The 25,875-nt window shown below is 63.0% G+C and carries 22 protein-coding genes; 13 read left to right on the top strand and 9 right to left on the bottom strand.

Annotated features, from left to right (window positions below; genetic code table 11):
* Nucleotides 1-137: 137 nt before the first annotated feature.
* The 4 genes from topA (at nucleotide 138) to FZZ93_RS00755 (ending at nucleotide 4,522) form a co-directional block, all read left to right on the top strand.
* Nucleotides 138-2,774: a type I DNA topoisomerase gene (topA, locus tag FZZ93_RS00770; protein ID WP_149320424.1), complete on the top strand. Its 2,637-nt coding sequence runs from the start codon at nucleotides 138-140 to the stop codon at nucleotides 2,772-2,774.
* Nucleotides 2,771-3,244 carry a DUF6586 family protein gene (locus tag FZZ93_RS00765; RefSeq protein WP_149320423.1) on the top strand — a complete coding sequence of 158 codons (474 nt, stop codon included), beginning with the start codon at nucleotides 2,771-2,773 and terminating at the stop codon, nucleotides 3,242-3,244. The genes topA and FZZ93_RS00765 overlap by 4 nt, the downstream gene beginning before the upstream one ends.
* Nucleotides 3,245-3,415: 171 nt before the next feature.
* Nucleotides 3,416-4,060 (top strand): L,D-transpeptidase family protein, encoded by a 645-nt coding sequence (locus tag FZZ93_RS00760; protein ID WP_149320422.1) that lies wholly within the window; start codon nucleotides 3,416-3,418, stop codon nucleotides 4,058-4,060.
* A gap of 198 nt (nucleotides 4,061-4,258) precedes the next feature.
* Nucleotides 4,259-4,522, top strand: coding sequence for an Lpp/OprI family alanine-zipper lipoprotein (locus tag FZZ93_RS00755; RefSeq protein WP_149320421.1), 264 nt, complete (start codon nucleotides 4,259-4,261; stop codon nucleotides 4,520-4,522).
* A gap of 96 nt (nucleotides 4,523-4,618) precedes the next feature.
* Here the strand turns inward: FZZ93_RS00755 and FZZ93_RS00750 are convergent, their stop codons facing one another.
* Together FZZ93_RS00750 and mfd are read right to left on the bottom strand one after the other, a co-directional pair.
* Nucleotides 4,619-5,677 (bottom strand): L,D-transpeptidase family protein, encoded by a 1,059-nt coding sequence (locus FZZ93_RS00750; protein ID WP_246146052.1) that lies wholly within the window; start codon nucleotides 5,675-5,677, stop codon nucleotides 4,619-4,621.
* A gap of 125 nt (nucleotides 5,678-5,802) precedes the next feature.
* A complete protein-coding gene (gene mfd, locus FZZ93_RS00745) occupies nucleotides 5,803-9,249 on the bottom strand; it encodes a transcription-repair coupling factor (protein WP_149320419.1) in 3,447 nt (1,148 codons plus the stop codon).
* Nucleotides 9,250-9,441: 192 nt separating this feature from the next.
* On the opposite strand from mfd, the gene FZZ93_RS00740 reads away from it, so the two are divergent.
* The 8 genes from FZZ93_RS00740 to nqrM all read left to right on the top strand — a co-directional run bounded on the left by FZZ93_RS00740 (nucleotide 9,442) and on the right by nqrM (nucleotide 17,609).
* Entirely contained in the window at nucleotides 9,442-10,899 is a 1,458-nt protein-coding gene (locus tag FZZ93_RS00740) for a glyceraldehyde-3-phosphate dehydrogenase (RefSeq protein ID WP_149320418.1), read from the top strand.
* Between the two features lie 302 nt (nucleotides 10,900-11,201).
* Nucleotides 11,202-12,551 carry a Na(+)-translocating NADH-quinone reductase subunit A gene (locus FZZ93_RS00735; RefSeq protein WP_149320417.1) on the top strand — a complete coding sequence of 450 codons (1,350 nt, stop codon included), beginning with the start codon at nucleotides 11,202-11,204 and terminating at the stop codon, nucleotides 12,549-12,551.
* Nucleotides 12,551-13,777: an NADH:ubiquinone reductase (Na(+)-transporting) subunit B gene (locus tag FZZ93_RS00730; RefSeq protein ID WP_149320416.1), complete on the top strand. Its 1,227-nt coding sequence runs from the start codon at nucleotides 12,551-12,553 to the stop codon at nucleotides 13,775-13,777. Before FZZ93_RS00735 ends, FZZ93_RS00730 begins: the two co-directional genes overlap by 1 nt.
* Entirely contained in the window at nucleotides 13,777-14,589 is an 813-nt protein-coding gene (locus FZZ93_RS00725) for a Na(+)-translocating NADH-quinone reductase subunit C (RefSeq protein WP_149320415.1), read from the top strand. The genes FZZ93_RS00730 and FZZ93_RS00725 overlap by 1 nt, the downstream gene beginning before the upstream one ends.
* Nucleotides 14,590-14,591: 2 nt before the next feature.
* A complete protein-coding gene (locus tag FZZ93_RS00720) occupies nucleotides 14,592-15,260 on the top strand; it encodes an NADH:ubiquinone reductase (Na(+)-transporting) subunit D (RefSeq protein WP_149320414.1) in 669 nt (222 codons plus the stop codon).
* A gap of 1 nt (nucleotide 15,261) precedes the next feature.
* Nucleotides 15,262-15,879 (top strand): NADH:ubiquinone reductase (Na(+)-transporting) subunit E, encoded by a 618-nt coding sequence (nqrE, locus tag FZZ93_RS00715; RefSeq protein WP_149320413.1) that lies wholly within the window; start codon nucleotides 15,262-15,264, stop codon nucleotides 15,877-15,879.
* Between the two features lie 69 nt (nucleotides 15,880-15,948).
* Nucleotides 15,949-17,181, top strand: coding sequence for an NADH:ubiquinone reductase (Na(+)-transporting) subunit F (nqrF, locus tag FZZ93_RS00710; RefSeq protein WP_149320412.1), 1,233 nt, complete (start codon nucleotides 15,949-15,951; stop codon nucleotides 17,179-17,181).
* A gap of 173 nt (nucleotides 17,182-17,354) precedes the next feature.
* Nucleotides 17,355-17,609 carry a (Na+)-NQR maturation NqrM gene (gene nqrM, locus FZZ93_RS00705; protein WP_149320411.1) on the top strand — a complete coding sequence of 85 codons (255 nt, stop codon included), beginning with the start codon at nucleotides 17,355-17,357 and terminating at the stop codon, nucleotides 17,607-17,609.
* Between the two features lie 12 nt (nucleotides 17,610-17,621).
* Here nqrM and FZZ93_RS00700 read toward each other — a convergent pair whose 3' ends face one another.
* From FZZ93_RS00700 to leuS, 6 genes are all read right to left on the bottom strand, one after another.
* Nucleotides 17,622-17,999: a DUF488 domain-containing protein gene (locus tag FZZ93_RS00700; RefSeq protein WP_309675889.1), complete on the bottom strand. Its 378-nt coding sequence runs from the start codon at nucleotides 17,997-17,999 to the stop codon at nucleotides 17,622-17,624.
* 61 nt (nucleotides 18,000-18,060) lie between these two features.
* Nucleotides 18,061-18,981, bottom strand: coding sequence for a PA2778 family cysteine peptidase (locus tag FZZ93_RS00695; protein ID WP_246146051.1), 921 nt, complete (start codon nucleotides 18,979-18,981; stop codon nucleotides 18,061-18,063).
* A gap of 67 nt (nucleotides 18,982-19,048) precedes the next feature.
* On the bottom strand, nucleotides 19,049-19,438 hold the full coding sequence (locus tag FZZ93_RS00690; protein WP_149320409.1) for a PA2779 family protein: 390 nt from the start codon (nucleotides 19,436-19,438) through the stop codon (nucleotides 19,049-19,051).
* A gap of 131 nt (nucleotides 19,439-19,569) precedes the next feature.
* Nucleotides 19,570-20,634: a DNA polymerase III subunit delta gene (gene holA / locus FZZ93_RS00685; RefSeq protein WP_149320408.1), complete on the bottom strand. Its 1,065-nt coding sequence runs from the start codon at nucleotides 20,632-20,634 to the stop codon at nucleotides 19,570-19,572.
* Between the two features lie 10 nt (nucleotides 20,635-20,644).
* On the bottom strand, nucleotides 20,645-21,136 hold the full coding sequence (locus FZZ93_RS00680; protein WP_149320407.1) for an LPS-assembly lipoprotein LptE: 492 nt from the start codon (nucleotides 21,134-21,136) through the stop codon (nucleotides 20,645-20,647).
* A gap of 21 nt (nucleotides 21,137-21,157) precedes the next feature.
* Entirely contained in the window at nucleotides 21,158-23,740 is a 2,583-nt protein-coding gene (leuS, locus tag FZZ93_RS00675; protein WP_149320406.1) for a leucine--tRNA ligase, read from the bottom strand.
* Nucleotides 23,741-23,958: 218 nt separating this feature from the next.
* Here leuS and FZZ93_RS00670 point away from each other — a divergent pair, with 218 nt between their 5' ends.
* Nucleotides 23,959-24,480 carry a zinc ribbon-containing protein gene (locus FZZ93_RS00670; RefSeq protein ID WP_149320827.1) on the top strand — a complete coding sequence of 174 codons (522 nt, stop codon included), beginning with the start codon at nucleotides 23,959-23,961 and terminating at the stop codon, nucleotides 24,478-24,480.
* Between the two features lie 5 nt (nucleotides 24,481-24,485).
* Here the strand turns inward: FZZ93_RS00670 and FZZ93_RS00665 are convergent, their stop codons facing one another.
* Entirely contained in the window at nucleotides 24,486-25,826 is a 1,341-nt protein-coding gene (locus FZZ93_RS00665) for a hypothetical protein (protein WP_149320405.1), read from the bottom strand.
* Nucleotides 25,827-25,875 lie beyond the last annotated feature (49 nt).

The raw sequence follows: 25,875 nt of genomic DNA, 5'->3' as shown, positions 1-25,875 counted from the left end.
GGCTAGGTTCATAGGTCGCGACTGGCGTGAAGGCGAACGCTGGGGTAGGGTAAGCGCATTTTTCACCGCCGAAGATGCGGCGGGCCGAAACCGTTCGGCGCAAGCCCAGGCTGGCGTCAATAGCATTGTGGAGCACTATGGGTAAGTCACTGGTCATCGTCGAGTCGCCGGCCAAGGCCAAGACGATCAACAAATATCTCGGCAACGAGTACATCGTGAAGTCGAGCGTGGGACACATTCGTGACCTGCCGACCAGCGGCTCGGGCAAGGCGGCCTCGGATCCCAAGGAGCGCGCCCGCCAGGCGGCGGCAACACGCAAGATGTCCGCCGAGGAAAAGGCCGAGTATCGCAAGCGCAAGGCTCACGACCAGCTCATTCGTCGCATGGGCATCGATCCCGACCATGGTTGGGAGGCCGATTATGTGATTCTGCCCGGCAAGGAAAAGGTGGTTGCCGAGCTGAAGAAGCTGGCCGACAAGGCCGATAACGTCTATCTCGCCACCGATCTGGACCGCGAGGGGGAAGCCATTGCCTGGCACCTTCGCGAGACCATCGGTGGTGACGAGTCGCGCTATCGTCGGGTGGTGTTCAACGAGATTACCAAGAACGCCATTCACGAAGCCTTCGAGGACCCGGGCCAGTTGAACATGCCGCGGGTAGAGGCTCAGCAGGCGCGGCGTTTTCTCGATCGGGTGGTCGGCTTCATGCTCTCGCCGCTGCTGTGGGCCAAGATCGCCCGCGGGTTGTCCGCCGGTCGCGTACAGTCGGTGGCCATGCGTCTGATCGTCGAGCGTGAGCGCGAGATCCGAGCCTTCGTGCCCGAAGAGTTCTGGGACGTTCACGCTGACCTGTCGCCGCGCGATGGCAATGGAGAAGCGGTACGCTTCGAGCTGGCGCGCCAGGATGGCAAGGCATTTCGGCCGACCAGCGAGACCGAAACCCTGGAGCGCATCGCCGCTTTGCGCGAGGCGAAGCTGGCGGTTACCAGCCGTGAGGACAAGCCGACCCGCTCCCGACCGAACGCGCCCTTCATCACCTCGACCCTGCAGCAGGCCGCCAGTGGCCGCCTGGGCTTCTCGGTGAAGAAGACCATGACGCTGGCCCAGCGCCTCTACGAAGCCGGCTACATCACCTACATGCGTACCGATTCCACCAACCTCTCGCAGGAAGCGGTAACCAGTGCGCGTGACTATATCGGTGAGGCGTACGGCCAGCGTTACCTGCCCGAAGCGCCCAATCGTTACACCAGCAAGGAAGGCGCCCAGGAGGCTCACGAAGCCATCCGGCCTTCCGATGTGGCACGTCAGGCCGGTGATCTCGCCGGCATGGAACGTGATGCCGAGCGTCTCTATGAGTTGATCTGGCGTCAATTCGTAGCCTGTCAGATGACGCCGGCCGAATACCTGTCCACCACCCTGACGGTCGAAGCCTCGGGCTATGAACTCAGGGCCAAGGGGCGGGTGCTGAAGTTCGATGGTTATACCCGGGTCATGAAGCCCATGGGTCGCAAGGACGAGGATCAGTCGCTGCCGGACATCGCCGAGGGCACCGCCCTGACGCTCGACTCGCTGGACCCGCAGCAGCATTTCACCAAGCCGGCGGCGCGCTACACCGAAGCCAGCCTGGTCAAGGAGCTCGAGAAGAAGGGCATCGGCCGGCCTTCCACCTATGCGTCCATCATCTCGACCATCCAGGACCGGGGCTATGTGCGCCTCGAGAATCGGCGTTTCTATGCCGAGAAGCTGGGCGACATCGTCACCGAGCGGCTCAAGGAGTCCTTCCCCGACCTGATGGACTACTCCTTCACGGCGCGCATGGAGGACAGTCTCGACGAGGTGGCCGAGGGCCAGCGCCGTTGGCGCGAGCTGCTCGATGCCTTCTACGCTGAGTTCCGCGAGGAACTCAGCGTGGCCGAGAGCGATGAAGGCATGCGCCCCAACCAGCCGGTGCCCACCAATATCGAGTGCCCCACCTGTGGACGCGAGATGCAGATTCGCACCGCCTCGACGGGAGTCTTCCTTGGTTGCAGCGGCTACAACCTGCCGCCCAAGGAGCGCTGCAAGACCACCATGGATCTGTTGCCCGGCGATGAGGCCGTGGCGGCCGATGCCGGCGAGGAAGCCGAGACCGACGCGCTGCGTGCCAAGCATCGCTGTTCGAAGTGCGGCACCGCCATGGATAGTTACCTGATCGACGAGCAGCGCAAGTTGCACATCTGCGGCAACAGCCCCGATTGCGATGGCTACGAGGTTGAAGAGGGCAGGTTTCGCATCAAGGGCTATGATGGGCCGACCATCGAATGCGACAAGTGCGGCAGCGAGATGCAGCTCAAGTCCGGGCGTTTCGGCAAGTACTTCGGTTGCACCAACGATGCCTGCAAGAACACCCGCAAGCTGCTCCGCAACGGGGAGGTGGCGCCGCCCAAGATGGACCCCATCCCCATGCCCGAACTGGCGTGCCAGAAGGTCGACGATCATTACGTGCTGCGTGATGGCGCCAGCGGGCTCTTTCTGGCGGCCAGCAAGTTCCCCAAGAATCGCGAGACGCGTCCGCCCCTGGTCGTCGAGCTCCAGGCCCATGGCGAGGAACTGCCCGACAAGTACCGTTACCTGCTCGATGCGCCGAGTGCGGATCCCGACGGGCGCCCGGCCCAGATTCGTTTCTCGCGCAAGGCCAAGGAACAGTTCGTGATGACCGATGACAACGGCAAGGCGACCGGCTGGAAGGCCACCTTTGCCGATGGTCGCTGGCAGGTGGAGGACAAGCGCAAGTGACCCCTCGTGCGCGAACCAATCAGTTGCTCTATCAGGCCGAGTTGTTGCTTGCCGTCGCGCCGGGGGATGACGAACACGCCGAGGCGCGGCGCATGGCGGCCGAGGAGGGTGCCATGGCGTTGCTCGAGCTGGCGTTGGCGTCGCTGGTGCGGGAGCTCACCGAACTGACCGAGCATGCCTTGCCAACGAGCGATGATTGGCGGACGCTGCTGCTGTCCAATGAGCCGCGGCTGGCCGAGCTCGAGCGGCTGCGCAGCCTTGCTGAGCGCCCCGACAGTTGGTTGGCCCGTCTGTTGGTCCGGCTCGAAGCGTTGCATTCCAGCGACGGTGTGGCGCGCCGTTCGGGCGGGGTGGCCCAGGGGATGATCGCCGTCGGTGGCGGCGATGACCTGGGCATGGAATTGCTCGATTGCCTGAGCGAGGCCAAACGCGAGATCGGTGCGCTGCGACAGACCAGTGAGGAGTGGTAGCTTGTCGTTGCATGACCCGGCTGTCGCTTCATGGAGGATTGTCGCTTCATGGCAACAGTGCCGCCTCGGTGGTGATGTCACTGGCGACGTTGAACTGACACCCGAGGCCAGGTGCGGTATAAACGTCGTCGATTTCATTGCCTATCCCATCGTCGACGAGTTCCGCCTACCATGACATTGCTTTCTCGCCGCCGCTTCGGTTCGCTGTGCGCGGGCCTATGCCTGGCTCTACTGATGCCTTCCCTATCCCATGCCAGTCTGATGGATGCCATCCAGACGCGTGATGAGACGATGGACGAGATCCTCGCGCATGCCGGTCAGCCGCGTTACAGCAATGAAGTCTGGATACTGGTCGACGACGATGCGGCCAGCTTGAGCCTCTATCGCGGCAATACGCTGCTGGAGCGCTTCTCACCGATCTCGCTGGGGCGAGGCGGGGCCGAGGTCCAGCGCCTGCGAGGCGGCCGCGTGACGCCATTGGGCGAGTTTCGTGTCACACGCTTCAATTTCGACAGCAAGTTCCACACCTTCATCGGCCTTGACTACCCAACACCCACCCATGCGCGTATGGCGCTGCAGTCCGGTGTCTACAGCCAGCGGGACTATGACGATTACTTCGCTTATTACCGGCGGCACGGCAACCCGCCCCAGGACACGGTACTGGGAGGATATATCGGCATTCATGGCGTCGGGGTGGCAGATCCGGAGATCCATCGCCGCTTTGACTGGACGGATGGCTGTGTCGCCGTTACGGATGGTCAGATCGATAGCCTGTCGTCGATGATCGACATTGGCACGCGGGTCGTCATCCGCTAGGCTTTATATGCGCTAGGGACGTTCCCGTCTGGAAGCGGGCGCTAGGGATTTTTGAACAGCGTTTGACTTCTGCGATGCGCAACGTAAAGTTGCTAAAGAAGTACTGAAGACAGTACTTTACTAAAGTCCCGCTTTGCGGGGAGCCTGTTTCGACAGGCATTGCCAATGCAGTTCCAAGGAAGATCCAAGGAGAACATTATGACCCTCAAGACCACTCTGAAGCTGACCGCCGCTGCCGCTTCTCTGGCCGTTCTGGCTGGCTGTGCTTCTTCCGGTGCCCTGGAAGAAGTGCGCACCACTGCTGAGTCCGCTCAGGCCGATGCTGCCGAAGCTCGTAGCGTCGCGACCCAGGCTCAGAACACCGCCAACCAGGCGCAGCGTGACGCTCAGCAGGCTCTGCAGGTGTCTCAGCAGAACCGTGAAGAGATGAACCGCATGTTCGAGCGTTCCATGCGCAAGTGATCGTGCTCCGCTGCCTTGGGCAGCGGTTGTTACGATAGACAAGGGCCCCGCCATTCGGCGGGGCCCTTGTCGTATGTGTCCCGGCGTTGGTCGGCATTAGCCGTCGCGGGAGAGGCGGTCCATGAACCCCGGTTGGGCGGCGGCCAGTTCGAGGTGGTCGTAAAGTGACTTGGGCTCTGGCTCAGGGGCGGGCTCCTCGGGAGCCTTCAGGGCCACCGGCATGCCGCTGGGCACTTCCACGACTTCACGCAGCCGCCCATAATCCACGGGATAGTCGCCGGATTCGATGCTGGCCTCGACCTGAGAGAGCGCCTCGGTGACGCGCTGGATGGTCGTGCCCTGCTTCTCGTCCAGATAGGGATAGGCCTGCACGTAGAGTGTGCCATCGGACCAGCCGAGCTTGAAACTGTCGTTGATGATGCGCACCTGGGTGCCCACCGAGATCTGGTCGAACAGGGTTTCTGCATCGTCTGGCAGCATTCTTACGCAGCCGTGAGACACGCGCATGCCCACGCCTTCCGGCTTGTTGGTGCCGTGGATCAGGTAGCCGGGGATGCCGAGGCGCATCTTGCGGGTACCCAACGGGTTGTCGGGGCCGGCGGGTACCACGCTTGGCAGTGGGTCGCCGGCTGCCGCGTGTTCCTGGCGAATGGATTCGGGCGGATACCAGGCCGGGTTCTTGACCATTTGCGTAATGGTCGTGGTGCCCAGCGGTGTTTCCCAATCCTGACGGCCCACCCCGAGCGGGTATGTCTGGACAGTGCGTGGTTCACCATCCTTGGCCGGCGGATAATAGTAGAGGCGCATTTCGGCGACATTGATCACAATGCCTTCACGTGGCACGTCGGGGAGGATGAACTCACCGGGGATCTTGACCTCTGTTCCTTCGCCGGGATACCAGACGCTGACGTCGGGGTTGGCACGTACCATGGCCCTGTAGCCGATGCGGTGCTCGTGGCCGATATCGATCAGGGTGTCTTCCTTGTCGGCTTTGACGGTGGTGACCTCGCCAATCAGGTCGCCATCGTCGGGTAGCCGATAATGGCCAGGGGGCAGGTCACCGTCGGCGGCCTGGAGAGGGGTGGCAAGCGCGCCGGCCAGGCCCAGGGCCATGGCGAGGCGGGCGCTGTACCCGAAAAAGGAAGTGCGTGTCATCTCTGTCATCGTCTCTGATTGCCGTTCATTCGGGGCCATGGCCACATCCTTGAGTCAATGACCTAAGCGTTGGAGTGATTTACCGGTGGGAGGTTCTCCGCCCGGTATCGAGTGGCCGGCGAGTCTCATGCCGCTTCGGCCTTGCGATTGAGTGAGTCCAGGAGTCGTTCGACGAAGTCGAAGCGCGATGCCTCGTCCTCCAGGTTCGCCGAGAAACGCAGTGTGTCGGCGCCTTCGAGTCGGTAGGTCTGCGGTTCGTGCTGGATCAGTTCGACCAGGGTCAAGGGATCGACCCGAGTGTGGCCGGAGAAGATCACTCGGCCCCGCTCGGTGCCAGCCTCGATCCGGGCGATGCCCAGTCGTTCGGCACGCTGGCGTAGCCGCGTCTGGCGCAGCAGGGTCTTGACCGGTGCCGGCAGCAGGCCGAAGCGGTCGATCATCTCGACCTGGAGCTCCTTGAGCTCGGCTTCGGTCTCGGCATTGCTGATGCGCTTGTACATGACCAAGCGTTGCTGGATGTCATGGAGATAGTCATCGGGAATCAGCGCCGGCAGGTTGAGGCTGACCTCGACGCCCTCGTCCAGGGGCGCCTCGATATTGGGCGTCTTGCCATCGCGTATCGCCTTCACGGCACGATCCAGCATCTGCATGTAGAGACTATAGCCCAGGGCTTCCATCTGGCCGCTCTGTTCGTCGCCGAGCAGTTCGCCGGCGCCACGGATCTCCATGTCGTGGCTGGCCAGGGTGAAGCCGGCGCCCAGGTCGTCGGACTGGGCGATCGCTTCGAGACGCTTGGTGGCGTCGCGGGTCATCGCTCGCGGCGGCGGTGTGAGCAGGTAGGCATAGGCCTGGTGATGGCTGCGTCCCACGCGGCCACGCAACTGGTGAAGCTGGGCCAGGCCGAACTTGTCGGCACGCTGAATGACGATGGTGTTGGCGCTGGGCACGTCGATGCCGGTCTCGATGATGGTCGAGCAGACCAGCACGTTGAAGCGCTTGTGGTAGAAGTCGGACATCACCCGCTCCAGGGCGCGCTCCGGCAACTGGCCGTGGGCCACACCGACCCGGGCGTCGGGAACCAGTTCGCGCACGCTTTCGGCGGCCGTCTCGATGGTCTTGACCTCGTTGTGCAGGAAGTAGACCTGCCCGCCGCGCAGGATCTCGCGCAGGATCGCTTCCTTGATCACCGATTCGTCGCGCTGCTGGACGAAGGTTTTCACCGACAGGCGACGCGCCGGCGGGGTGGCGATGATGGAGAGATCGCGAATGCCGCTCATGGCCATGTTGAGCGTGCGCGGAATGGGCGTGGCGGTTAGCGTCAGAATATCCACCTCGGAGCGTAGTTGCTTGAGACGCTCCTTCTGGGAGACGCCAAAGCGGTGCTCCTCATCGATGACCAGCAGGCCCATGTTGGCGAAGCGCATCGACTTGGAGAGCAGCTTATGGGTGCCGATGACGATGTCGGCGCGACCGTCTTCGATACGCTGTTTGGCGGCGCTCTGCCCCTGGCCGCCGGTGAATCGCGAGACAAGCTCGATATTGACGGCGGTGTCGGCAAAGCGGTCGCGGAAGTTTTCGTAATGTTGGCGGGCCAGCAGAGTGGTGGGCACCAGCACCACGACCTGGCGCCCGGAGTGCACGGCCAGGAAGGCGGCGCGCATGGCCACCTCGGTCTTGCCGAAGCCTACATCGCCACACACCACGCGGTCCATGGGGCGTGGTGCCGTCATGTCGCCCAGTACCGACTGAATGGCGGCGCGCTGGTCGGGGGTTTCCTCGAAGGGAAAGCTGCCGGCGAAGCGGGCGTATTCGGCGTCCGGCATCTGACAAGCGAAACCCTCGCGGGCCTCGCGTCGTGCATAGATGTCGAGCAGCTCGGCGGCGGTGTCGCGGATCTTCTCGGCCGCCTTTTTCTTGGCCTTGTCCCATTGTTCGGAACCCAGGCGATGCAGCGGGGCCAGCTCATCGTCGGCCCCGGCATAGCGGGAAATCAGGTGCAGGCTGTCCACCGGCACATAGAGCTTGGCGCCGTCGGCGTATTCCAGGGCGACGAACTCGGCGGCCTGGCCGTTCGCCTCCAGCGTTTCCAGCCCCAGATACCGGCCCACGCCGTGTGCCTGGTGCACCACGGGGGCGCCCGGGCGCAGTTCGGAAAGGTGGCGAATGGCCAGTTCGTCGTCGTCGGTGGCTTTTTCCCGGCGGCGGCTCTGGCGGACGACCTCGCCGAACAGTTCGGTCTCGCTGATCACCGCCAGGTTCGGCGACTCGAGCCACAGGCCGGCGTCGATGGTGCCCTCGGTGATGGCAAGGCGCGGCTCGCCATCGAGAAAGGCAGAGAAGTCATCGACATGGGGCAGGTTGAGCTTGAGAGGTGCCAGGGTCTCTTCCAGGGCCTCGCGGCGTCCTCGCGATTCGGCGACGAACAGTACTCGGGTGGCGTGCTCCTCGAGAAAGTGGGAGAGGGCGGCGAGCGGCTCCTTGGAACGGGCGTTGATCGTCACTTCCGGAACGCTGCGCACTGCCGGGGCGATGGCGTGGGCATGGTGCGTGTCGTCGGTGAGCTCGACCCGAGGGTAGCGCTTGATAGCGGCGAAGACTTCGGGAACCGGTACGAAGGCACGGTGGGGTGGCAGCAAGGGGCGCGTGGGGTCGACGCCGAGGTTTTCATAGCGGCTTTCGATGGCCGCCCAATGATGCTCGGCGGCCTCGAAGACGCCCGGTGTCAGGGCCACTCTGGTGGTGTCGACGAGATGATCGAACAGCGTCGCCGTCTCGTCGAAGAACAGCGGCAGGTATTGTTCCAGGCCCGGCGAGGGAATGCCCTTCAGCGCATCCACATACAGCGGACACTGGCGTGGGTCGACGTCGAACAGGGTCTCGAAGCCCTCACGAAAGCAGGCGATGGCGTCACGCGACAGGGAATACTCGTGTGCCGGCAGCAGGTCGAGGCGTTCCACCTTGTCCTGGCTACGCTGAGTGTCCGGGTCGAAACGGCGCAGGGTGTCGATCTCGTCGTCGAACAGGTCGATGCGCAGGGGCGTCTCGCTGCCCATGGGGTAGAGATCGATAAGTGCACCGCGCAGCGCATATTCACCGGGTTCGTAGACGGTCTCGACGGCCCGGTAACCGGCTCGCGACAGGCGTTCACGGAAGCTTTCGCGGTCGAGTTTCATGCCGACCTCGAGGGTCATCACGCGCCCGGCGATGTAGTCCACGGGAGGCAGGCGCTGCATCAGGGTGTTGATCGGCACCAGCACGATGCCGTGCTCGCCTTCCTGAAGGCGACGCAGGGTGCGCAGGCGGGCCGAGACAATGTCCTGATGGGGCGAGAAGCTGTCGTAGGGCAGCGTTTCCCAGTCAGGAAAGGGCAGCACCGGCAGGCGTGAGTAGAAGGCCAGGTCGCCTTCCAGGCGCTGGGCGGCGGCGGTGTCGGCGGTGATGACCAGTAGCGGGGCATCCTCGGCCAGATGCGCCAATGCCAGTGCCGTGGCACTGCCGGGCGGCGTCTGCCAGTAGAGCGTGTCACGCGCTCCCTGAGGGCGCTGGGGGTCGAGTGGCGAGAAAGTCGGCATGGCGTCTTCGCGTCGTGTCGAATGGGATGACTGTGGGCATCATACCAGCCCCGTGTGTCATGTAGTGAGAAGCCGGTTGTTGTAATCCGTCTACACCGGTTGCGACCATCCCGTGATTGCTCTCTGGTGGCCGGCTTCGGATAATACCGGCGAATCTCAACCCGCACAGCAACCCGTACAGAGAGGCCTCACGTGAGTCAGGAATCCCTCGATACCGTTTTCCAGGAATGGCACGACAACCAGGCGATCGCTGAGCAGATGATCCCGCTGATCGGCAGTCTCTATCGCGGCAACAATGTCGTGACCACGATGTTCGGGCGTTCGCTGTTCAACCGCAGTGTCATCCGGATCCTCAAGGATCATCGCTTCGTCCGCAAGATCGAGGGGACCGAACTCTCCGTCCAGGATACTTTCCCGCTGGTGCAGGCCATGCAGTTGCTCAACCTGGGGCCGGCGCATGTCGATCTCGGCAAGCTGGGCGTGGCCTTCAAGAAACGTGGCGGTGGCGATGCCGAGGCTTTCCTGCGTGAGGAGCTGGCCGAGATCGTCGATGCCCATGACCCGGATGCGGGCACCGGTGAGCCCAAGGATGTGGTGCTGTATGGCTTCGGTCGTATCGGCCGCATCCTGGCCCGCGTGCTGGTCGAGAAGGCCGGTGGCGGCAACCTGCTGCGACTCAGGGCGATTGTGGTTCGCGGCCGAGGCGATATCGCCAAGGACCTCGAGAAGCGGGCGAGCCTGCTGCGTCGCGACAGCGTGCATGGTCCTTTCGACGGCACCATCAGTGTCGATGTCGAGGCCCGTACCCTGACCGCCAACGGCAATGTCATCAAGGTGATCTATGCCGACTCGCCCGCCGAGATCGATTACACGACCTATGGCATCGACCATGCCGTGGTGGTCGATAACACCGGTATCTGGCGTGACGAAGAAGGGTTGAGCCAGCACCTGGCCTGCAAGGGGGTTGCCAAGGCGCTGCTCACGGCGCCGGGCAAGGGCGACGTCAAGAACATCGTCTATGGCATCAACCACCAGGACATCACCAGCGATGACCGCATCATCTCGGCGGCGTCCTGTACCACCAACGCCATCGTGCCGGTGCTCAAGGCGATGAACGACGAGTTCGGCGTCGAGCATGGTCACGTCGAGACGGTGCACTCCTATACCAACGATCAGAACCTGATCGACAACTACCACAAGGGCGATCGTCGTGGCCGTAGCGCACCGCTCAACATGGTGTTGACCGAAACCGGTGCTGCCAAGGCCGTGGCCAAGGCGTTGCCCGAGTTCGCCGGTAAGCTCACTGGCAACGCCATTCGGGTGCCGACACCCAATGTTTCCATGGCGATCCTCAATCTGCGCCTGAACAGGGAGACCGACGCTGAGGCGCTCAACGATTACCTGCGCCGCATGTCCATCGGTTCCGACTACCAGAAACAGATCGACTTCGTGGATTCGCCCGAGGTGGTGTCCACCGATTTCGTCGGCAACCGTCATGCCGGGATCGTCGATGCCCAGGCGACCATCGCCAATGGCAAGAACGCGGTGCTCTACGTCTGGTACGACAATGAGTTCGGTTACAGCTGCCAGGTTATTCGTATCCTGCAGCACGTCTCCAACGTGAACTTCCTCAAGCTGCCCCGCGCATAAGGGTAAGTCCTCCTTCCACGTCCCCGTCATCCGGCGGGGGCGGCAAGACCTGCTATAGGCCGTGTCTTTCGCCGACCAACGTTTTTTCCACTCCTCGGTCAGCCCGGCGATAGGCTTTCTGCCTCGTTTTGCGACCTTCGGTCGGTAGTCATCGCATCGGCTTCTCTTTATAATATCCGGGATTTTCGGGGTGGTTCGAGTTCCGTCTCGGGCCCGACTGGTAACATTCTGACAACCACAAGAATCTGAACCCATTCGTACCCCTTTCCTTCGTATATCCGATCCATCAACTGGGCGAGACTATGATCGAAGTCAAGAAAGGCCTGGATCTCCCCATCACGGGTGCCCCGGAGCAGCGCATTGAAGATGCGCGTCCGGTGCGTCACGTGGCCGTCCTAGGAACCGACTATATCGGCATGAAGCCGACCATGGAGGTCCGGGAAGGGGACAAGGTCAAACTGGGCCAACTGCTCTTTACCGACAAGAAGATCGAAGGTGTTCGCTTCACCGCGCCGGCGGCCGGCGAGATCGTGGCCATCAACCGTGGCGAGAAGCGCAAGCTGTTGTCGGTGGTGATCAAGGTCGACGATACTGAAGAGGCGGTCAGCTTCACCGCCCATGGCCGTGACAAGCTGGTATCTCTCGACCGTCAGGCAGTGGTCGACCAACTGGTCGAGTCGGGCCTGTGGACAGCGTTGCGCACGCGCCCGTATTCGCGGACGCCGGCACTGGACGCCAAGCCTGAGAACATCTTCGTCACCGCCATCGACACTCACCCGCTCAGCGCCGATCCCGCCGACATTATCAACGAGCAGGCCGAGGCCTTCGAGGATGGTCTCAAGGTGCTGACGCGCCTGACCGAGGGCAAGGTGTTCCTGTGCACCGCTCCGCAGTCCAAGGTGCCCGGCGGCGATGTCGACGGCGTGTCCATGGAGACCTTCTCTGGCCCCCATCCGGCCGGCCTGGTCGGTACCCATATTCATCATCTCTCGCCCGTGGCGCTTCACAAGTCGGTCTGGCACCTCGGCTATCAGGATGTCATCGCCTTCGGCAAGCTGTTCGCCGAGGGCAAGCTCGACGTCAATCGGGTCATCGCCGTGGGCGGACCGCGTGCCAAGCAGCCGCGCCTGTTGCGCACTCGTCTGGGCGCCAGTACCGAAGAGCTGCTGAATGGCGAGGTCGTGGAGCCCGAGGATACCCGAGTGATCTCCGGGTCGGTGTTCTCCGGTATGGCCTGCGAAGGCAGTCTGCGCTACCTCGGCCGCTTTTATAACCAGCTCAGCCTGATCGAAGAGGGCAACAAGCGCAGCTTCATGGGCTGGCTTTCGCCGGGCGGCAACCGTCATTCCGTGATGGGGATTTATCTTTCCAGGTTAAAGGGCCTGCGCAACTACGCGCCGACCACGTCCACCAACGGCTCGGAGCGGGCCATGGTGCCGGTGGGAGTCTACGAGGAAGTGATGCCGCTGGACATCCTGCCCACCCAGCTGCTGCGCTCGCTGATTGTCGGCGACATCGAGACGGCGATGCAGCTCGGCTGCCTGGAGCTGGATGAGGAGGACCTGGCGCTGTGCACCTACGTGTGTCCCGGCAAGTACGAATACGGTCCCATCCTGCGCGATAACCTCACCATGATTGAGAAAGAGGCCTGATGATGGGTATCCGACAGACACTCGATAATCTCGAGCCGCACTTCCACAAGGGCGGGAAGTATGAGCAGTTCTACCCGCTCTATGAAGCGGTGGACACCATCTTCTACACGCCCCCGAGTGTGGCCAAGACCACCGCTCATGTGCGCGACGGCATCGACCTCAAGCGCATCATGATCACGGTCTGGCTGTGCACCTTCCCGGCCATGCTCTTCGGCATGTGGAATGCCGGCTGGCAGGCCAACCTGGCCATCGCCGATGGCTTCGGCGCGGCGACTGGCTGGCGCGAGGCCATCGTCATGACGCTTGCTGGCGGCCATGACCCCTCCAGCCTGTGGGGCAACTTCGTACTCGGCGCCACCTACTTCCTGCCCATCTATCTGGTGACCTTCGTGGTCGGGGGCTTCTGGGAAGTGCTGTTCGCCATCAAGCGTGGCCACGAGGTCAATGAGGGCTTCTTCGTTACCTCGGTGCTGTTTGCCCTAATCCTGCCGGCGACCATTCCGCTGTGGCAGGTGGCGCTCGGCATCACCTTCGGTGTGGTGATCGGCAAGGAAATCTTCGGTGGTACCGGCAAGAACTTCCTCAACCCGGCGCTGACGGGGCGTGCCTTCCTGTACTTTGCCTATCCAGCACAGATTTCCGGTGACTCCGTTTGGGTGGCGGCCGATGGCTTTACCGGCGCTACTGCGCTGTCCACCGCCTACCAGAACGGCATGAGCGCCCTGAGCGACCAGTTCAGCTGGTGGGATGCCTTTCTCGGCTTCATGCCGGGCTCGGTAGGCGAGACCTCCACACTGGCGATCCTGATCGGTGCGGCGGTGCTGTTGTGGACCAAGATCGCCTCCTGGCGAATCATGCTTGGCGTCTTCCTCGGTATGGTCGTGACCAGCGCCCTGTTCAACCTGATCGGCTCCAATACCAATCCGATGTTCGCCATGCCCTGGTACTGGCACCTGGTCATCGGCGGCTTCGCCTTCGGCATGGTATTCATGGCCACCGATCCGGTGTCCGCCTCCATGACCAACCCGGGTCGCCTGATCTTCGGGGCTTTGATCGGTGTCATGACCGTGCTGATCCGCGTGGTGAACCCGGCCTTCCCGGAAGGCATCATGCTGGCGATCCTGTTCGCCAACCTGTTCGCCCCGCTGATCGACCACTTCTTTGTTCAGGCCAACATCAAGCGTCGCCAGCGGCGCACCGGTGAATCGGCCGAGGAGAATGCCTGATGGCACAGAGCAACAACTCCATCAAGAAGATCCTGACGGTGGCGTTCGCACTCTGCATCGTGTGTTCGATCATCGTTTCCACTGCTGCGGTGGCGCTGCGTGCGAAGCAGCAGCTCAACCAGGAACTGGACCGCAAGACCAACATCCTCAACGTGGCTGATCTCTATGAGCCGGGCGACGATGTGGCGGAAGAGTTCAAGAAGATCACGCCCAAGGTGATCGACCTGCGCAGTGGTGAGTATACCGACGAGTTCGACCCAGAGACGTACGACAGCTTCCAGGCGGCCAAGGATCCTGCCCAGTCGCGGACCCTGTCCGGCGAGAAGGACATTGCGGGTCTGTCGCGCCAGGAAAATTATACTACCGTCTACCTGGTGGGCGATCAGGACGACCCTGAGCAGGTGATTCTGCCGATTCGCGGGCAGGGCCTGTGGGGCTTGATGCGCGGTTACCTGGCCGTGGAAGGCGATGGCAATACCATCGTCGGCATTACTTACTACTCGCATTCCGAAACTCCGGGGCTCGGCGGTGAAGTCGATAATCCCAAGTGGAAGGCTCAGTGGGAAGGCAAGGAAATCTACGCCGAGGACGGCAACATGAATCCGGCCATCGCCTTGGTCAAGGGTGGTGCCAGTGCCGATACCGAGGTCGACGCGCTTTCCGGGGCCTCGCTGACCAGCAAGGGGGTGACCAACATGCTGCAGTTCTGGCTCGGGCCCGAGGGTTTCGGCGAGTATCTGGCCAAGTTCCGCAGCGGCACCGATCAGGGAGCCGTCGATACGGCTTCCGCCGACGAGACTGAAGGAGCCTGAAGATGTCTACACCGACTGCCAAGGGCGTCCTGACGACGCCGATCTTCAAGAACAACCCCATCGCATTGCAGATCCTGGGTATTTGTAGTGCGCTGGCGGTAACCAGCAGCATGAGCGTTTCTCTGGTCATGTCGCTGGCGGTGATCTTCGTGACGGCGTTCTCCAACCTGTTCGTCTCGTTGATCCGCAACCATATCCCATCTTCCATCCGCATCATCGTGCAGATGACGATCATTGCCTCGCTGGTAATTGTGGTGGACCAGATTCTCAAGGCCTATGCCTACGAGATGTCCAAGCAGCTGTCGGTTTTCGTTGGCCTGATCATCACCAACTGCATCGTGATGGGGCGTGCCGAGGGCTTCGCCATGACCAACACGCCGGGGCTGTCCTTCCTGGACGGTGTCGGTAACGGTCTCGGCTACGGCTTCATCCTGATGACCGTCGGCTTCTTCCGCGAACTGCTGGGTTCCGGCAGCGTGTTCGGCTTCACCGTGCTGCAGACCGTGCAGGACGGTGGCTGGTACGTGCCAAACGGGCTGCTGCTGCTGCCGCCGTCGGCGTTCTTCATCATCGGCCTGCTCATCTGGGTGCTGCGCGCCATCAACCCCGAGCAGGTCGAGGAGAACGAGTTCGAGATGAAGTCCAACACCCAGCCGAAGGAGGCCGTGTAACATGGAACATTATCTGAGCCTGTTCGTTGCCTCGGTCTTCGTCGAGAACATGGCCCTGGCGTTCTTCCTGGGCATGTGTACCTTCCTGGCCGTATCCAAGAAGGTATCCTCGGCATTCGGCCTGGGCATCGCCGTCATCGTGGTGTTGACCATCACCGTGCCGGTGAACAACCTGATCCTGACCTATCTGCTCGGCGAGGGAGCGCTGGTCTGGACCGGCATCCCCGGTGCCGAGAACATCGATCTGACGTTCCTTGGTTATCTGAGCTATATCGGTGTCATCGCCGCCATCGTGCAGATCCTGGAGATGTTCCTCGATAAGTACGTGCCGGCGCTCTACAACGCCCTGGGCGTCTTCCTGCCGCTGATCACCGTGAACTGCGCGATCCTCGGCGCGACCCTGTTCATGTCCGAGCGTAATTACAATCTCGGTGAATCCGTGGTCTACGGTCTGGGGGCCGGCTTTGGCTGGGCGCTGGCGATCACCGCCCTGGCCGGTATTCGCGAAAAGCTCAAGTACAGCGACGTGCCCGCCTCCCTGCAGGGCCTGGGCATCACCTTCATCACCGTCGGCCTGATGTCGTTGGGCTTCATGTCCTTCTCCGGCATTCAGCTTTGAGGTGGGTCGTGTTCTGCCGGTGGCCGCGTGCCACCGGTAACCAGGCAACGCAAGCAATAGGAAACCGACATGGTTGATACAACAGTCATCTTGCTCGGTGTGGTCATGTTCACCGTGATCATCATCGGTCTGACGGCGGTGATCCTGGCCGCTCGGAGCAAGCTCGTGAGCACCGGGGATGTCGCCATCGAAATCAACGGCGACCCCGAGCATACTCTTACCACTCAGGCGGGCGGCAAGCTGCTCAACACCCTGGCCGCCAATGGCATCTTCCTGTCATCCGCCTGTGGCGGTGGCGGCTCCTGCGCTCAGTGCCGGTGCCGCGTGGAAGAGGGCGGCGGCTCGATCCTGCCCACCGAGGAGTCTCACTTCACTCTGCGCGAGAAGAAGGATGGCTGGCGCCTGTCCTGCCAGGTGCCAGTGAAGCAGGACATGAAGATCGAGGTGCCCGAGGAGGTCTTCGGTGTCAAGAAGTGGGAATGCGAGGTCATCGAGAATCCCAACGTCGCTACCTTCATCAAGGAACTCAACCTGCGCTTGCCTGAAGGCGAGGATGTCGCCTTCCGCGCCGGTGGTTACGTGCAGCTGGTGGCGCCGCCCTATGACATCAAGTTCTCCGACTTCGATATCGAAGAAGAGTACAAGGGCGATTGGGAGAAGTTCGGCCTCTTCGACATTTCCCACAAGAACACCGAAGAGATCATCCGTGCCTACTCCATGGCCAACTACCCGGAAGAGAAGGGGATCCTCAAGTTCAACGTGCGTATCGCCACGCCGCCGCCCAACACCGGTCATCCGCCGGGGTTGATGTCGACCTACGTCTTCAGCCTGAAGCCGGGTGACAAGGTGACCGTGATGGGGCCCTTCGGCGAGTTCTTCGCCAAGGACACTGACGCGGAGATGGTGTTCGTCGGCGGTGGTGCTGGCATGGCACCGATGCGCAGTCATATCTTCGACCAGCTCAAGCGCCTGGATTCCAAGCGCAAGATTACCTTCTGGTATGGTGCTCGTTCCTGGCGGGAGACCTTCTATAACGAAGAGTATGACAAGCTGGCCGAGGAGCATGACAACTTCGAGTGGCACCTGGCGCTGTCCGATCCCCTGCCCGAGGATAACTGGGAAGGTGCGACCGGCTTCATCCACAATGTGCTCTACGAAGAGTACCTCAAGAACCACCCGGCACCTGAGGACTGCGAGTACTACATGTGTGGACCGCCCATGATGAACGCTTCGGTCATCAAGATGCTGGTGGATCTTGGTGTCGAACCGGAAAACATCATGCTGGATGACTTCGGTGGCTGACACCGAAGACGCTCAGGGCCGGCCTTCGGGCCGGCCCTGTTGGGTCTTCTCGTCGGGTATGCCGATAGTGCCGCTGTCGGCATACCCGACAAGGAGTCCGATGGGGATCTCATGACCGGATGTCATGGTCATAAAGAATGCGGGCCCCATTCCTTTTATTGTGGAGAGTTCATATGAGTACCTTTCTGGTCGTACTAGCCTTGATGCTGGTCATCATGGCGGCGATGGCCGTGGGCGTTATCCTGGGGCGTCGTCCCATCCAGGGATCTTGTGGCGGGCTCAACAACCTTGGCCTCAAGGAAGGCTGCGAGGTCTGCGGCGGCAAGGATGAGGTCTGCGAGGAAGAGAACCGCAAGCGTGGCCGTGCTCGCCGCAGCAGTGACGAGAATAGTGGCGCCGATCTTGGCTACGACGCCACGCGGCGCTGATCGCGCCTCATCCTAGTCGGAGGAGCCTGGCGGGTCGTCGGACGGTCGCTCACGCGCAAAGCATGGCGACGAGGCGGGCTCGCTGTCCGCCATATCCTCTTCGTGCAGGGCCGCCAGCAGGGCCTCCTTGAGTACCGGTAGATGAGAGGCGTCCAGGTCGCGGGACGCCGAAAGCAGTGTCAATCGTCCGGCTCGGGCATAGCGCATCAGCGGCAGGAGATTCTCGGGAGCGCTGCGTAGTTCGCCGCGATAACGGGCGGCGAATACGCCGTTGCTGATCTCGCCTTCATGATACTGACGGCGCAGGGTCAGGGACGGTGAGGCATCCCGGTACCAGTCGGTCAGGGCCAGCGATTCACGTCGTTTGCCGCGTGGCCAGAGCCGATCCACCAGCAGGCGCGTGCCATCGTCGGGTTCGATTGGCTGACGCGCTTGAGCACGATCTCATAGCTCACCTTGGGCTCTCCTCTCCTTGTTCGAGTGATGCCAGCTCCTCCTGGGCACGTGACTGCCAAGGCCCGGGGAGCGTTGCCGCCTGCTCGAGGGCGTGGCGCGCCCGTTCGATGTTGCCTTGGGCCTTGAACAGCAGGCCGAGATTGAGCCAGGCGGGTGCCAGCTCGGTGTCCGCGTGGGTTGCGGCGCGAAAGGCGATGATGGCACCGTCTTCGTCGCCGGTCGCATACCGGGCATTGCCCTGGGCGAAGCGTGTCATGGCGGAGCGGGGATGGCGTTCTGCCAGGGCATTCCAGGCGGGAAGCGCCGCCTCGGCGCCCTGCACGGACTCGAAGTCGGTGATGGCTTGAATGGCGCTGTCGACATCACCGCCGGCCGGGAGATCGCCAGGGGGAAGGGCGACGAAGGCCCAGCGGTCACTGCGTGCCCAGGTAGCGTCGAAACGATTGAACGCTACCCGTTGCTTCGGGGTTGTCCCGCTATGCAGGATCATTTCCTCGGCTGGTCGGTCGTAGCCAATGGCGACGGCGTAGTGCCAGACCGGCCACAGGGGCAGCGACAGATTCTGCATCACCACCACCGGATGGCCGGCGTCGAGCTCGGCCAGCAATGCCTCGAAGCTCCCTTCGAGCGGAAAGGCAATGCGCCCATGGCGGCGGACCGTAGCCAGCATCTCGGGCTGCACGCTGCCTTCACGATCGGGCAGGAAGACCTGGGGTATCAAGGTGTCCACGTCTATTGATACACCGCTGGCGCCAAGTGCCATGGCCAGGGAGGCGGGGCCGCACTGGTAGTCGCGCTGCCCGTGGAAGGGCACGTCGTCGAGCAGGGTTTGCTGGGGGAGCGTGCGGGCGGCCTCGGGCGACAGGCTTGGTGTCGAGGCACAGCCCGCGAGGCTCAGCATGAAGAGTGCCAACATGAAAACGCCCGCAAGGCGGGCGTTTCCTGGCTGCCGAAGCAGGCGAATCATTCGAAGCGTCTCCCGATCAGCGGGTGAAGGGGTAGACGCTGGTGAGGCCGAGGATATCGGTTACCAGCAGGATCACGAAGACGGCGAACAGGGCGCCGACGACGCTGGCCCCGGCGGGCATCTGGTCGAGCCGGTCGGCCATCTCGCTGACCTCGGCGTCGGACAGCGCCGCCACACGGGCCTGCACTTCATCGGCATCGACGCCCTGCAGCTGCAGTTGGCGCTGTACGTCTTCACGGGCGAGGACATCGCGAATGTGCTCGCGGTCCTGCTGGATGGTGCTGGCATCGAGCACGGCGGCGGTGCCGACCAGTTCGCTGTTCGGCGCGGCGGCGACGGCTGGCAGGCTGCCGATGACCAGGGCAGCGATCAGAAGCGGGCTGAGGAGACGGCTGAGTCGTTTCATGGAGAAGTATCCTTATGGGTAGTTGGCGTATGACGGCTCGTGTCGGCTCCGCGTGTGGCGTCCTTGCGTCACGACGATAGCGATGATGCCTCATTATAGCGGATAAGTGTCTGAGATTTCACGGATCGCCGCTATCCTCGTCCACCGATTCGATAGGAGGAGGGTAGCTCAGCCAGCGGCCCGCGACCGCCCGCCAGCGTCAACGCCAGGTCGTGCAGGCCGTCCCACAGGGGGATGGTGCCGGCACCCTTGATGGTCAGGTCTAGCCGCTGGGCAAACAACAGCAGCTTGTGCAGCCGTTTCATGGGCAGGCGCTGGATGGCTTGTTGGTAAGCGGGACGGCGCTTGTCGAAGATCGGCGGTTTCTGGGCTTTGCAGGCATGCTCGAGGCTCTGGCCTTGATCCAGATGCTGGTGGATCGACAGCAGCAGCCGCAGCTCACGAGTCAGGGCCCACAGCACGATGGGCGGTTCGACGCCCTCGCCGCGCAGGCCGCCGAGGATGCGCGACACCCGGGCGCGTTCGCCCTTGAGGCAGGCATCCAGCAGGGTGAAGACATCATAGCGGGCGCTGTCCTCCACGCCGCCGGCCACCTGTTGGGGAGAGATGCGCGCCCCGGGCGGCAGCAGCAGGGCCAGCTTCTGCAGTTCCTGATCGGCGGCCAGCAGATTGCCCTCGGTGCGTTCGCCGAGCAGGCGGGCGGCATCGAGATCCAGCGTCAGGCCATGGCGGGAGGCGCGGTCGCGCAGCCAGAAGTGCAGTCGGGAGGCATCCACGGGCCATACCGGAACGAAGAGCCCGGCCTTGTCCAGTGCCTTGAACCAGGCGCTTTTCTGTTCGCGATAGTCCAGCTTGGCGGAGGCGATCAGCAGGATGTTATCACTGCCGCTCATGCTCTCGGCGTATTCCTTGAGGGCTTTGGCGCCCTCCTGGCCAGGCTTGCCGTTCAGGCGCAGCTCGATGAGCTTGCGGGAGGCGAACAGGGAAAGGCTGGCGGCACTCTCGAGCAGACGCCCCCAGGGGAAGTTGGCTTCCACATGGAGCACTTCGCGCTCTTCGATACCGGCGTTGCGCGCTGCACGGCGCACGGCATCGCATGCCTCCATGTGCTGCAGCGGTTCATCGCCGGCGACGATCACTACCGGAGGCAGGGACTTGGCCAGGGCGTCCTCGAGCTTGTCGGCGAAGACCTTCACGCTTGTCTCCTCATTGGCCGTCGAGAGCCCGCAGCCGCTCCAGCAACTGGTCGACCGCCTTGCGACGCAGACGACGCTGCACCTCGGTACGCCGATCATCGCTGGCGAGTAGGTTGTTGCTGCTCAAGGTGAGGCGCTCCTGGACCTCGAGGCGCTGCTGATCAAGCAGATAGGCGCCATCGTCGCGCCGCTGGACCGAAAAGGGCACATCGAGCGTCATGTCGTATGCCTGATGGCCGGACTTCAGCACGCTCAAGCGCTGTTCGCCGAAGGACTCCGGTCCCAGGTTCAATACCTGGGGGGCCGACTCGTCGACACTGACGTTCGCTGCTCGCAGGCGTTTGACCGCAAGCCGGGAAAGGTCGTCATTCGTGCCATCCACGGCCAGCGAGGCGAAGGGAAGGGCGGCGGCATCCATCCCTTTCAGTTGGAAGCCGCACCCCGCCAGTGCCAAGGAGGCACCAGCGGCCAGGGTCAGGCGGAGCAGGGTTCGACGCTGCATGGGAACTCCTTGGGCAGTGGATCAGCCGACGACGATGTTGATCAGCTTGCCGGGCACCACGATGACCTTGCGAATCGTCTTGCCTTCGATATGGCGCTGGACGTTCTCGGTGGCCATGGCCTGGGCCTCGATGGCGGCCTTGTCGGCATCGGTAGGCACTTCGAGGCGAGCACGCAACTTGCCGTTGACCTGAGCTACCAGCTCGATGGTGTCCCGGGCGAGCGCCGATTCGTCCAGCACCGGCCAGTGGGCAACGATGGCCGGCTCGTCATGGCCGAGCTCGGCCCAGAGAGTGTGGCAGGCATGCGGCGTGATGGGGGCCAGCAGCAACACGCAGGCTTCGATCGCCTCCCGGGCCACGGCCAGGCCGAGCGGGCTTGTGTCACTGAACTTGCCGAGCGCGTTGGTCAGCTCCATCACCGCGGCGATGGCGGTGTTGAAGGTGGTGCGCCGGCCGATGTCGTCGCTGGCCTTCTGAATGGTCTCGTGGGTCTTGCGGCGCAGCTCGCGCTGGGCGTCGTCGAGCGACTCGGTATCGAGTGCCGCGGGCGTGCCGGCTTCGAGGTGCTCGGCGACCAGGCGCCACAGGCGCTTGAGGAAGCGATGGGCACCTTCGACGCCGGAGTCCGACCACTCCAGGGACTGTTCGGGCGGCGCGGCGAACATCATGAACAGTCGCACGGTATCGGCGCCGAAACGATCGATCATCGCCTGGGGATCAACGCCGTTGTTCTTCGACTTGGACATCTTTTCGATGCCGCCCATCTCCACCGGTTGGCCGTCTGCCACCAGCGTCGCGCTGACCGGGCGCCCCTTGTCGTCGCGGCTGACCTCGACATCGGCGGGGTTGAACCACTGCTTGCCGCCGTTGGCGGTGGGGCGGTAATAGGTCTCGGCGATCACCATGCCCTGGGTCAGCAGGCGCTGGAAGGGCTCGTCGGCCTTCACCAGGCCGAAGTCGCGCATCAGCTTGGTGAAGAAACGTGCGTAGAGAAGATGCAGGATGGCGTGCTCGATGCCGCCGATGTACAGATCCACCGGCAGCCAGTAGTCGGCGCGGTCGTCGAGCATGGCCGTGTGGTTGTCGGCACAGCAGAAGCGCGCGAAGTACCAGGAGGACTCCATGAAGGTGTCGAAGGTATCGGTCTCGCGCGTCCAGCCATCACCCAGATCGCTGAATTCGGGCATCTTCTTCAGTGGCGAGCCGGAAGCATCGACGGTGACCTCGAGCGGCAGCGACACCGGCAGCTCGTCGTCGGAGAGCGGCACGGTCTGGCCTTCGGGGCCGTACTTGACCGGGATCGGTGCGCCCCAGTAGCGCTGACGTGCCACGCCCCAGTCGCGCAGGCGGTAGTTGGTCTTGACCTCGCCGCGACCTTGCTCGGCGAGCCTGGCGGCGATGGCATCGAAGGCTGCTTCGAAGTCGAGGCCATCGAATTCACCGGAGTTGATCAGGGCGCCGTGCTCGGTATAGGCGCCGGCCGATAGATCCGGGGTTTCGCCGTTGGCGTCGGCGATCACCGGTTCGATGGGCACGCCGTACTTGGTGGCGAACTCCCAGTCACGCTGGTCGTGGGCCGGCACTGCCATCACCGCCCCGGTACCGAACTCCATCAGCACGAAGTTGGCGACATAGACCGGCAGCTCGCGACCGGTGAGCGGGTGGAGGGCCGAATACCCGGTGGGCATGCCCTTCTTTTCCTTGGTGGCCAGCTCGGCCTCGGAGGTACCGCCGTGGGCACACTCCTCGAGGAACTCGGCCAGAGCGGCGTCGTTCCGGGCGGCGGACCTGGCCAGCGGATGGTCGGCGGCCACGGCCAGGTAGGTCACGCCCATCAGGGTGTCGGGGCGCGTGGTGTAGACCGAGAGCGGTTCCAACGGCGAGCCGTCGGCGGCGTGCGTATCGAAGGTCAGCTCGACACCGCGCGACTTGCCGATCCAGTTGCGCTGCATGGTCTTGACCTGCTCGGGCCAGTCGATCCGATCGAGATCGGCCAGCAGCTCTTCGGCGTAGTCGGTGATCTTGAGGAACCACAGGGGAATTTCCTTGCGCTCCACCAGTGCGCCGCTGCGCCAGCCGCGTCCTTCGATGACCTGCTCGTTGGCCAGCACGGTCTGGTCGACCGGGTCCCAGTTGACCGTGGACATTTTCTTGTAGACCAGACCCTTTTCTACCAGCTTGGTGAAGAACCACTGCTCCCAGCGGTAGTAGTCGCTGTCGCAGGTGGCGAACTCACGGCTCCAGTCGTAGGCGAAGCCCAGCGACTTGAGCTGAGCGCGCATGGTCTCGATGTTCTGGTGAGTCCAACTGGCCGGGGGGACTTGGTTCTGGATGGCCGCGTTCTCCGCTGGCATGCCGAAGGCGTCCCAGCCCATGGGCTGCATCACATTCTTGCCCTGCATGCGCTGATAGCGGGAGACCACATCACCGATGGTGTAATTGCGCACATGCCCCATGTGTAGCTTGCCGCTGGGATAGGGGAACATCGACAGGCAGTAGAACTTCTCGCGATCGGCATCCTCTATCGCCTTGAAGCTCTGGTTTTCGTCCCAGAACCGCTGGGCGTCGCGTTCGATATCAAAGGGCTTGTATTGTGCGTCCATCGCTGTATTCGGATACCTTGCTGGTCGAGGGCAACGCGGATAGTGCTGCGCGTGTCAGCGGGTCGGCGCAAGGTGTCGCCCCGATGAGGCGAAAGGTGCTTGATTCGCCGACGGCGTGCCGTCTAAATGGAAAAAGCGTAGGCTCGCAAGGATACCCCAGCATGACGGGTTCCGGCTACGGGCCGGCCAATGTCAGGCGCCAGAACGAGGAGAAGCTGATGAGCGAGCAACAGGATCCGCAATCTCGGGATCATCGACTGAAGGCGGCCTATGAGCGCATGCTCGACCGTCTCAAGGAAGGTGTCGGCGAACTGAATCGCGATGCTCTGCAGCATGAGCTCGACGAAGCCGTCGAGTTCGAGGCCGAGGTCGAGGAGTTCACGCGCGATGAACTGTCGTTGCTGCGTGCCTGGGTCGAGCGTGACCTCAAGGAAATGCGTCGCTACCTGAATGCCGGCGGCGAAGGCGTGGCCAGTTGGCTGGGTATCGATCTGTCTGTGTTGTCGCGCAAGGTGACCGAGTCGCTGTTTTCCATCGCCGATCGCAGCCTCATCGAGCGCGAGCGCTTGGAAGACGATCTGGAAGCCTCGCGGGCCGATTACACCGCCGGTGAGATGGCCGCGCCCGGGCGCATGGCCTGCACGCACTGCGACACCATCGTCGAGCTTGCCGGCGTGGCGCGCATTGAGCCTTGCCATCAATGCGGGCATCGCTACTTTGTGCGGGCACCGGTGGCCTGAGCCTTTCAGCTTTCGAGCAGCCACAGGGTTCCCACTACAAGAAGGGTCATGACCAGGGCATAGCCCAGGTTATGGCGCATCATGTGGGTGCCGGAGACACCGTAACGACCTTGCAGCGAGAGGTTGATGCCCGACAACGGGCCGACACTGGTGCCCACCGCCCAGGCGCTCAGGGCGACCAGGGCGAACAGCGTCTGGTCCCTGGCGGCCAGGTCGAGCACCGAGGCCAGCACCGAGACGCCAATGATCGGGTGCAGGCCGATCAGGGAACTGGCGACGATGGCCAGGAAGCTCAGTGCCGCCTGGGGCACACCGAAGTGCGCGAACAGCGTCCACTCGCTGCCGGTGGCGGCGTCGACCAGGGTCGAAAGCCCCTGAGTCAGCAGGCCGGCGCACAGGAACAGCGAAATCTCGCCGCGCATGGCCGGCAGACGGGTCACGGTATGCTGACGCACTCGGCTCAGGGTCCAGCGTGGCCCTCGGGAGAGATTGGTGGCCAGGGCCACGGACGGCATCAGGAAAGTGATAATGCTGACGATGGACAGCTCCGGTGTCAGCAGATAGTGAAAGATCATCACCAGGCCGGCCATGGCCACCGGCATCAGCAGGCTGCGCGGCGACATCGAGAAGCCGGCGGTCTCGCTCATGTCGAAGCGGCGCGGCAGTTCGAGCAGGGTCAGCAATCCCGCACACAGCGCCAGTGGCAGGCCGTGGGCGACGACGGTGGCGTAATTCATCGCCGGTGCCAGGGTCATTACCACACCCATCGAGGCGAAGAAGGGCGACCAAAGCGCCGCACTGGACAACCCTCGGTTGAGGGCCAGAAACTGTGGCGTGCTCAGCGGGCCGCGTCGCTCCAGCCGGTCGCCGACCATGAATACCGTCGACAGGTTGAGGATCGTCCCGAGCAGGTGCACGCCGAGCCAGGTGCCGATAAGCCCGCGGCGGCCGGTCACGGCATGCCCGGTGGGTGGCTGTGACTGGCCGCGGAGATTGCCGATCAGGCCGATGAAGCTGACCCCCACCAGCATGGCCACCACATAGGTGTTGCCGTCGAGTATCGCCCACCAATCGATATCCGCGTCGAAGCCGAAGCGGGCCACCAGCAACAGGCTGAGCCCGATGGCGGCCAGCCAGCCGGCCTGGCGCCGATTGCGGGTCGGGATGTCGCGCCACAGCAGGGCGGTACCCAGCCAGAGGGCATAACCGACTAGATGCGGGCTGAACGGTGAGTAGCCGGTGAACTGGGTGATCTGGATAGCCACGCCGGCCAGTATCGTCAGTCCGGCCAGGGCGCGTCGGCGCCGGGTGGCCTCATCGGGTCCATCGTCTCGCGTAGGCTGCATGCGCAATATTCTAGGAAAATTCATAGCATCCTAAGCAAGCTCGTCGAGG

This window comes from Halomonas eurihalina (assembly GCF_008274785.1).
In the GTDB taxonomy this organism is placed as follows: domain Bacteria; phylum Pseudomonadota; class Gammaproteobacteria; order Pseudomonadales; family Halomonadaceae; genus Halomonas; species Halomonas eurihalina.
Note: the sequence above shows the minus strand (reverse complement) of the source record. Positions and strands in the feature narration are given on the sequence as shown.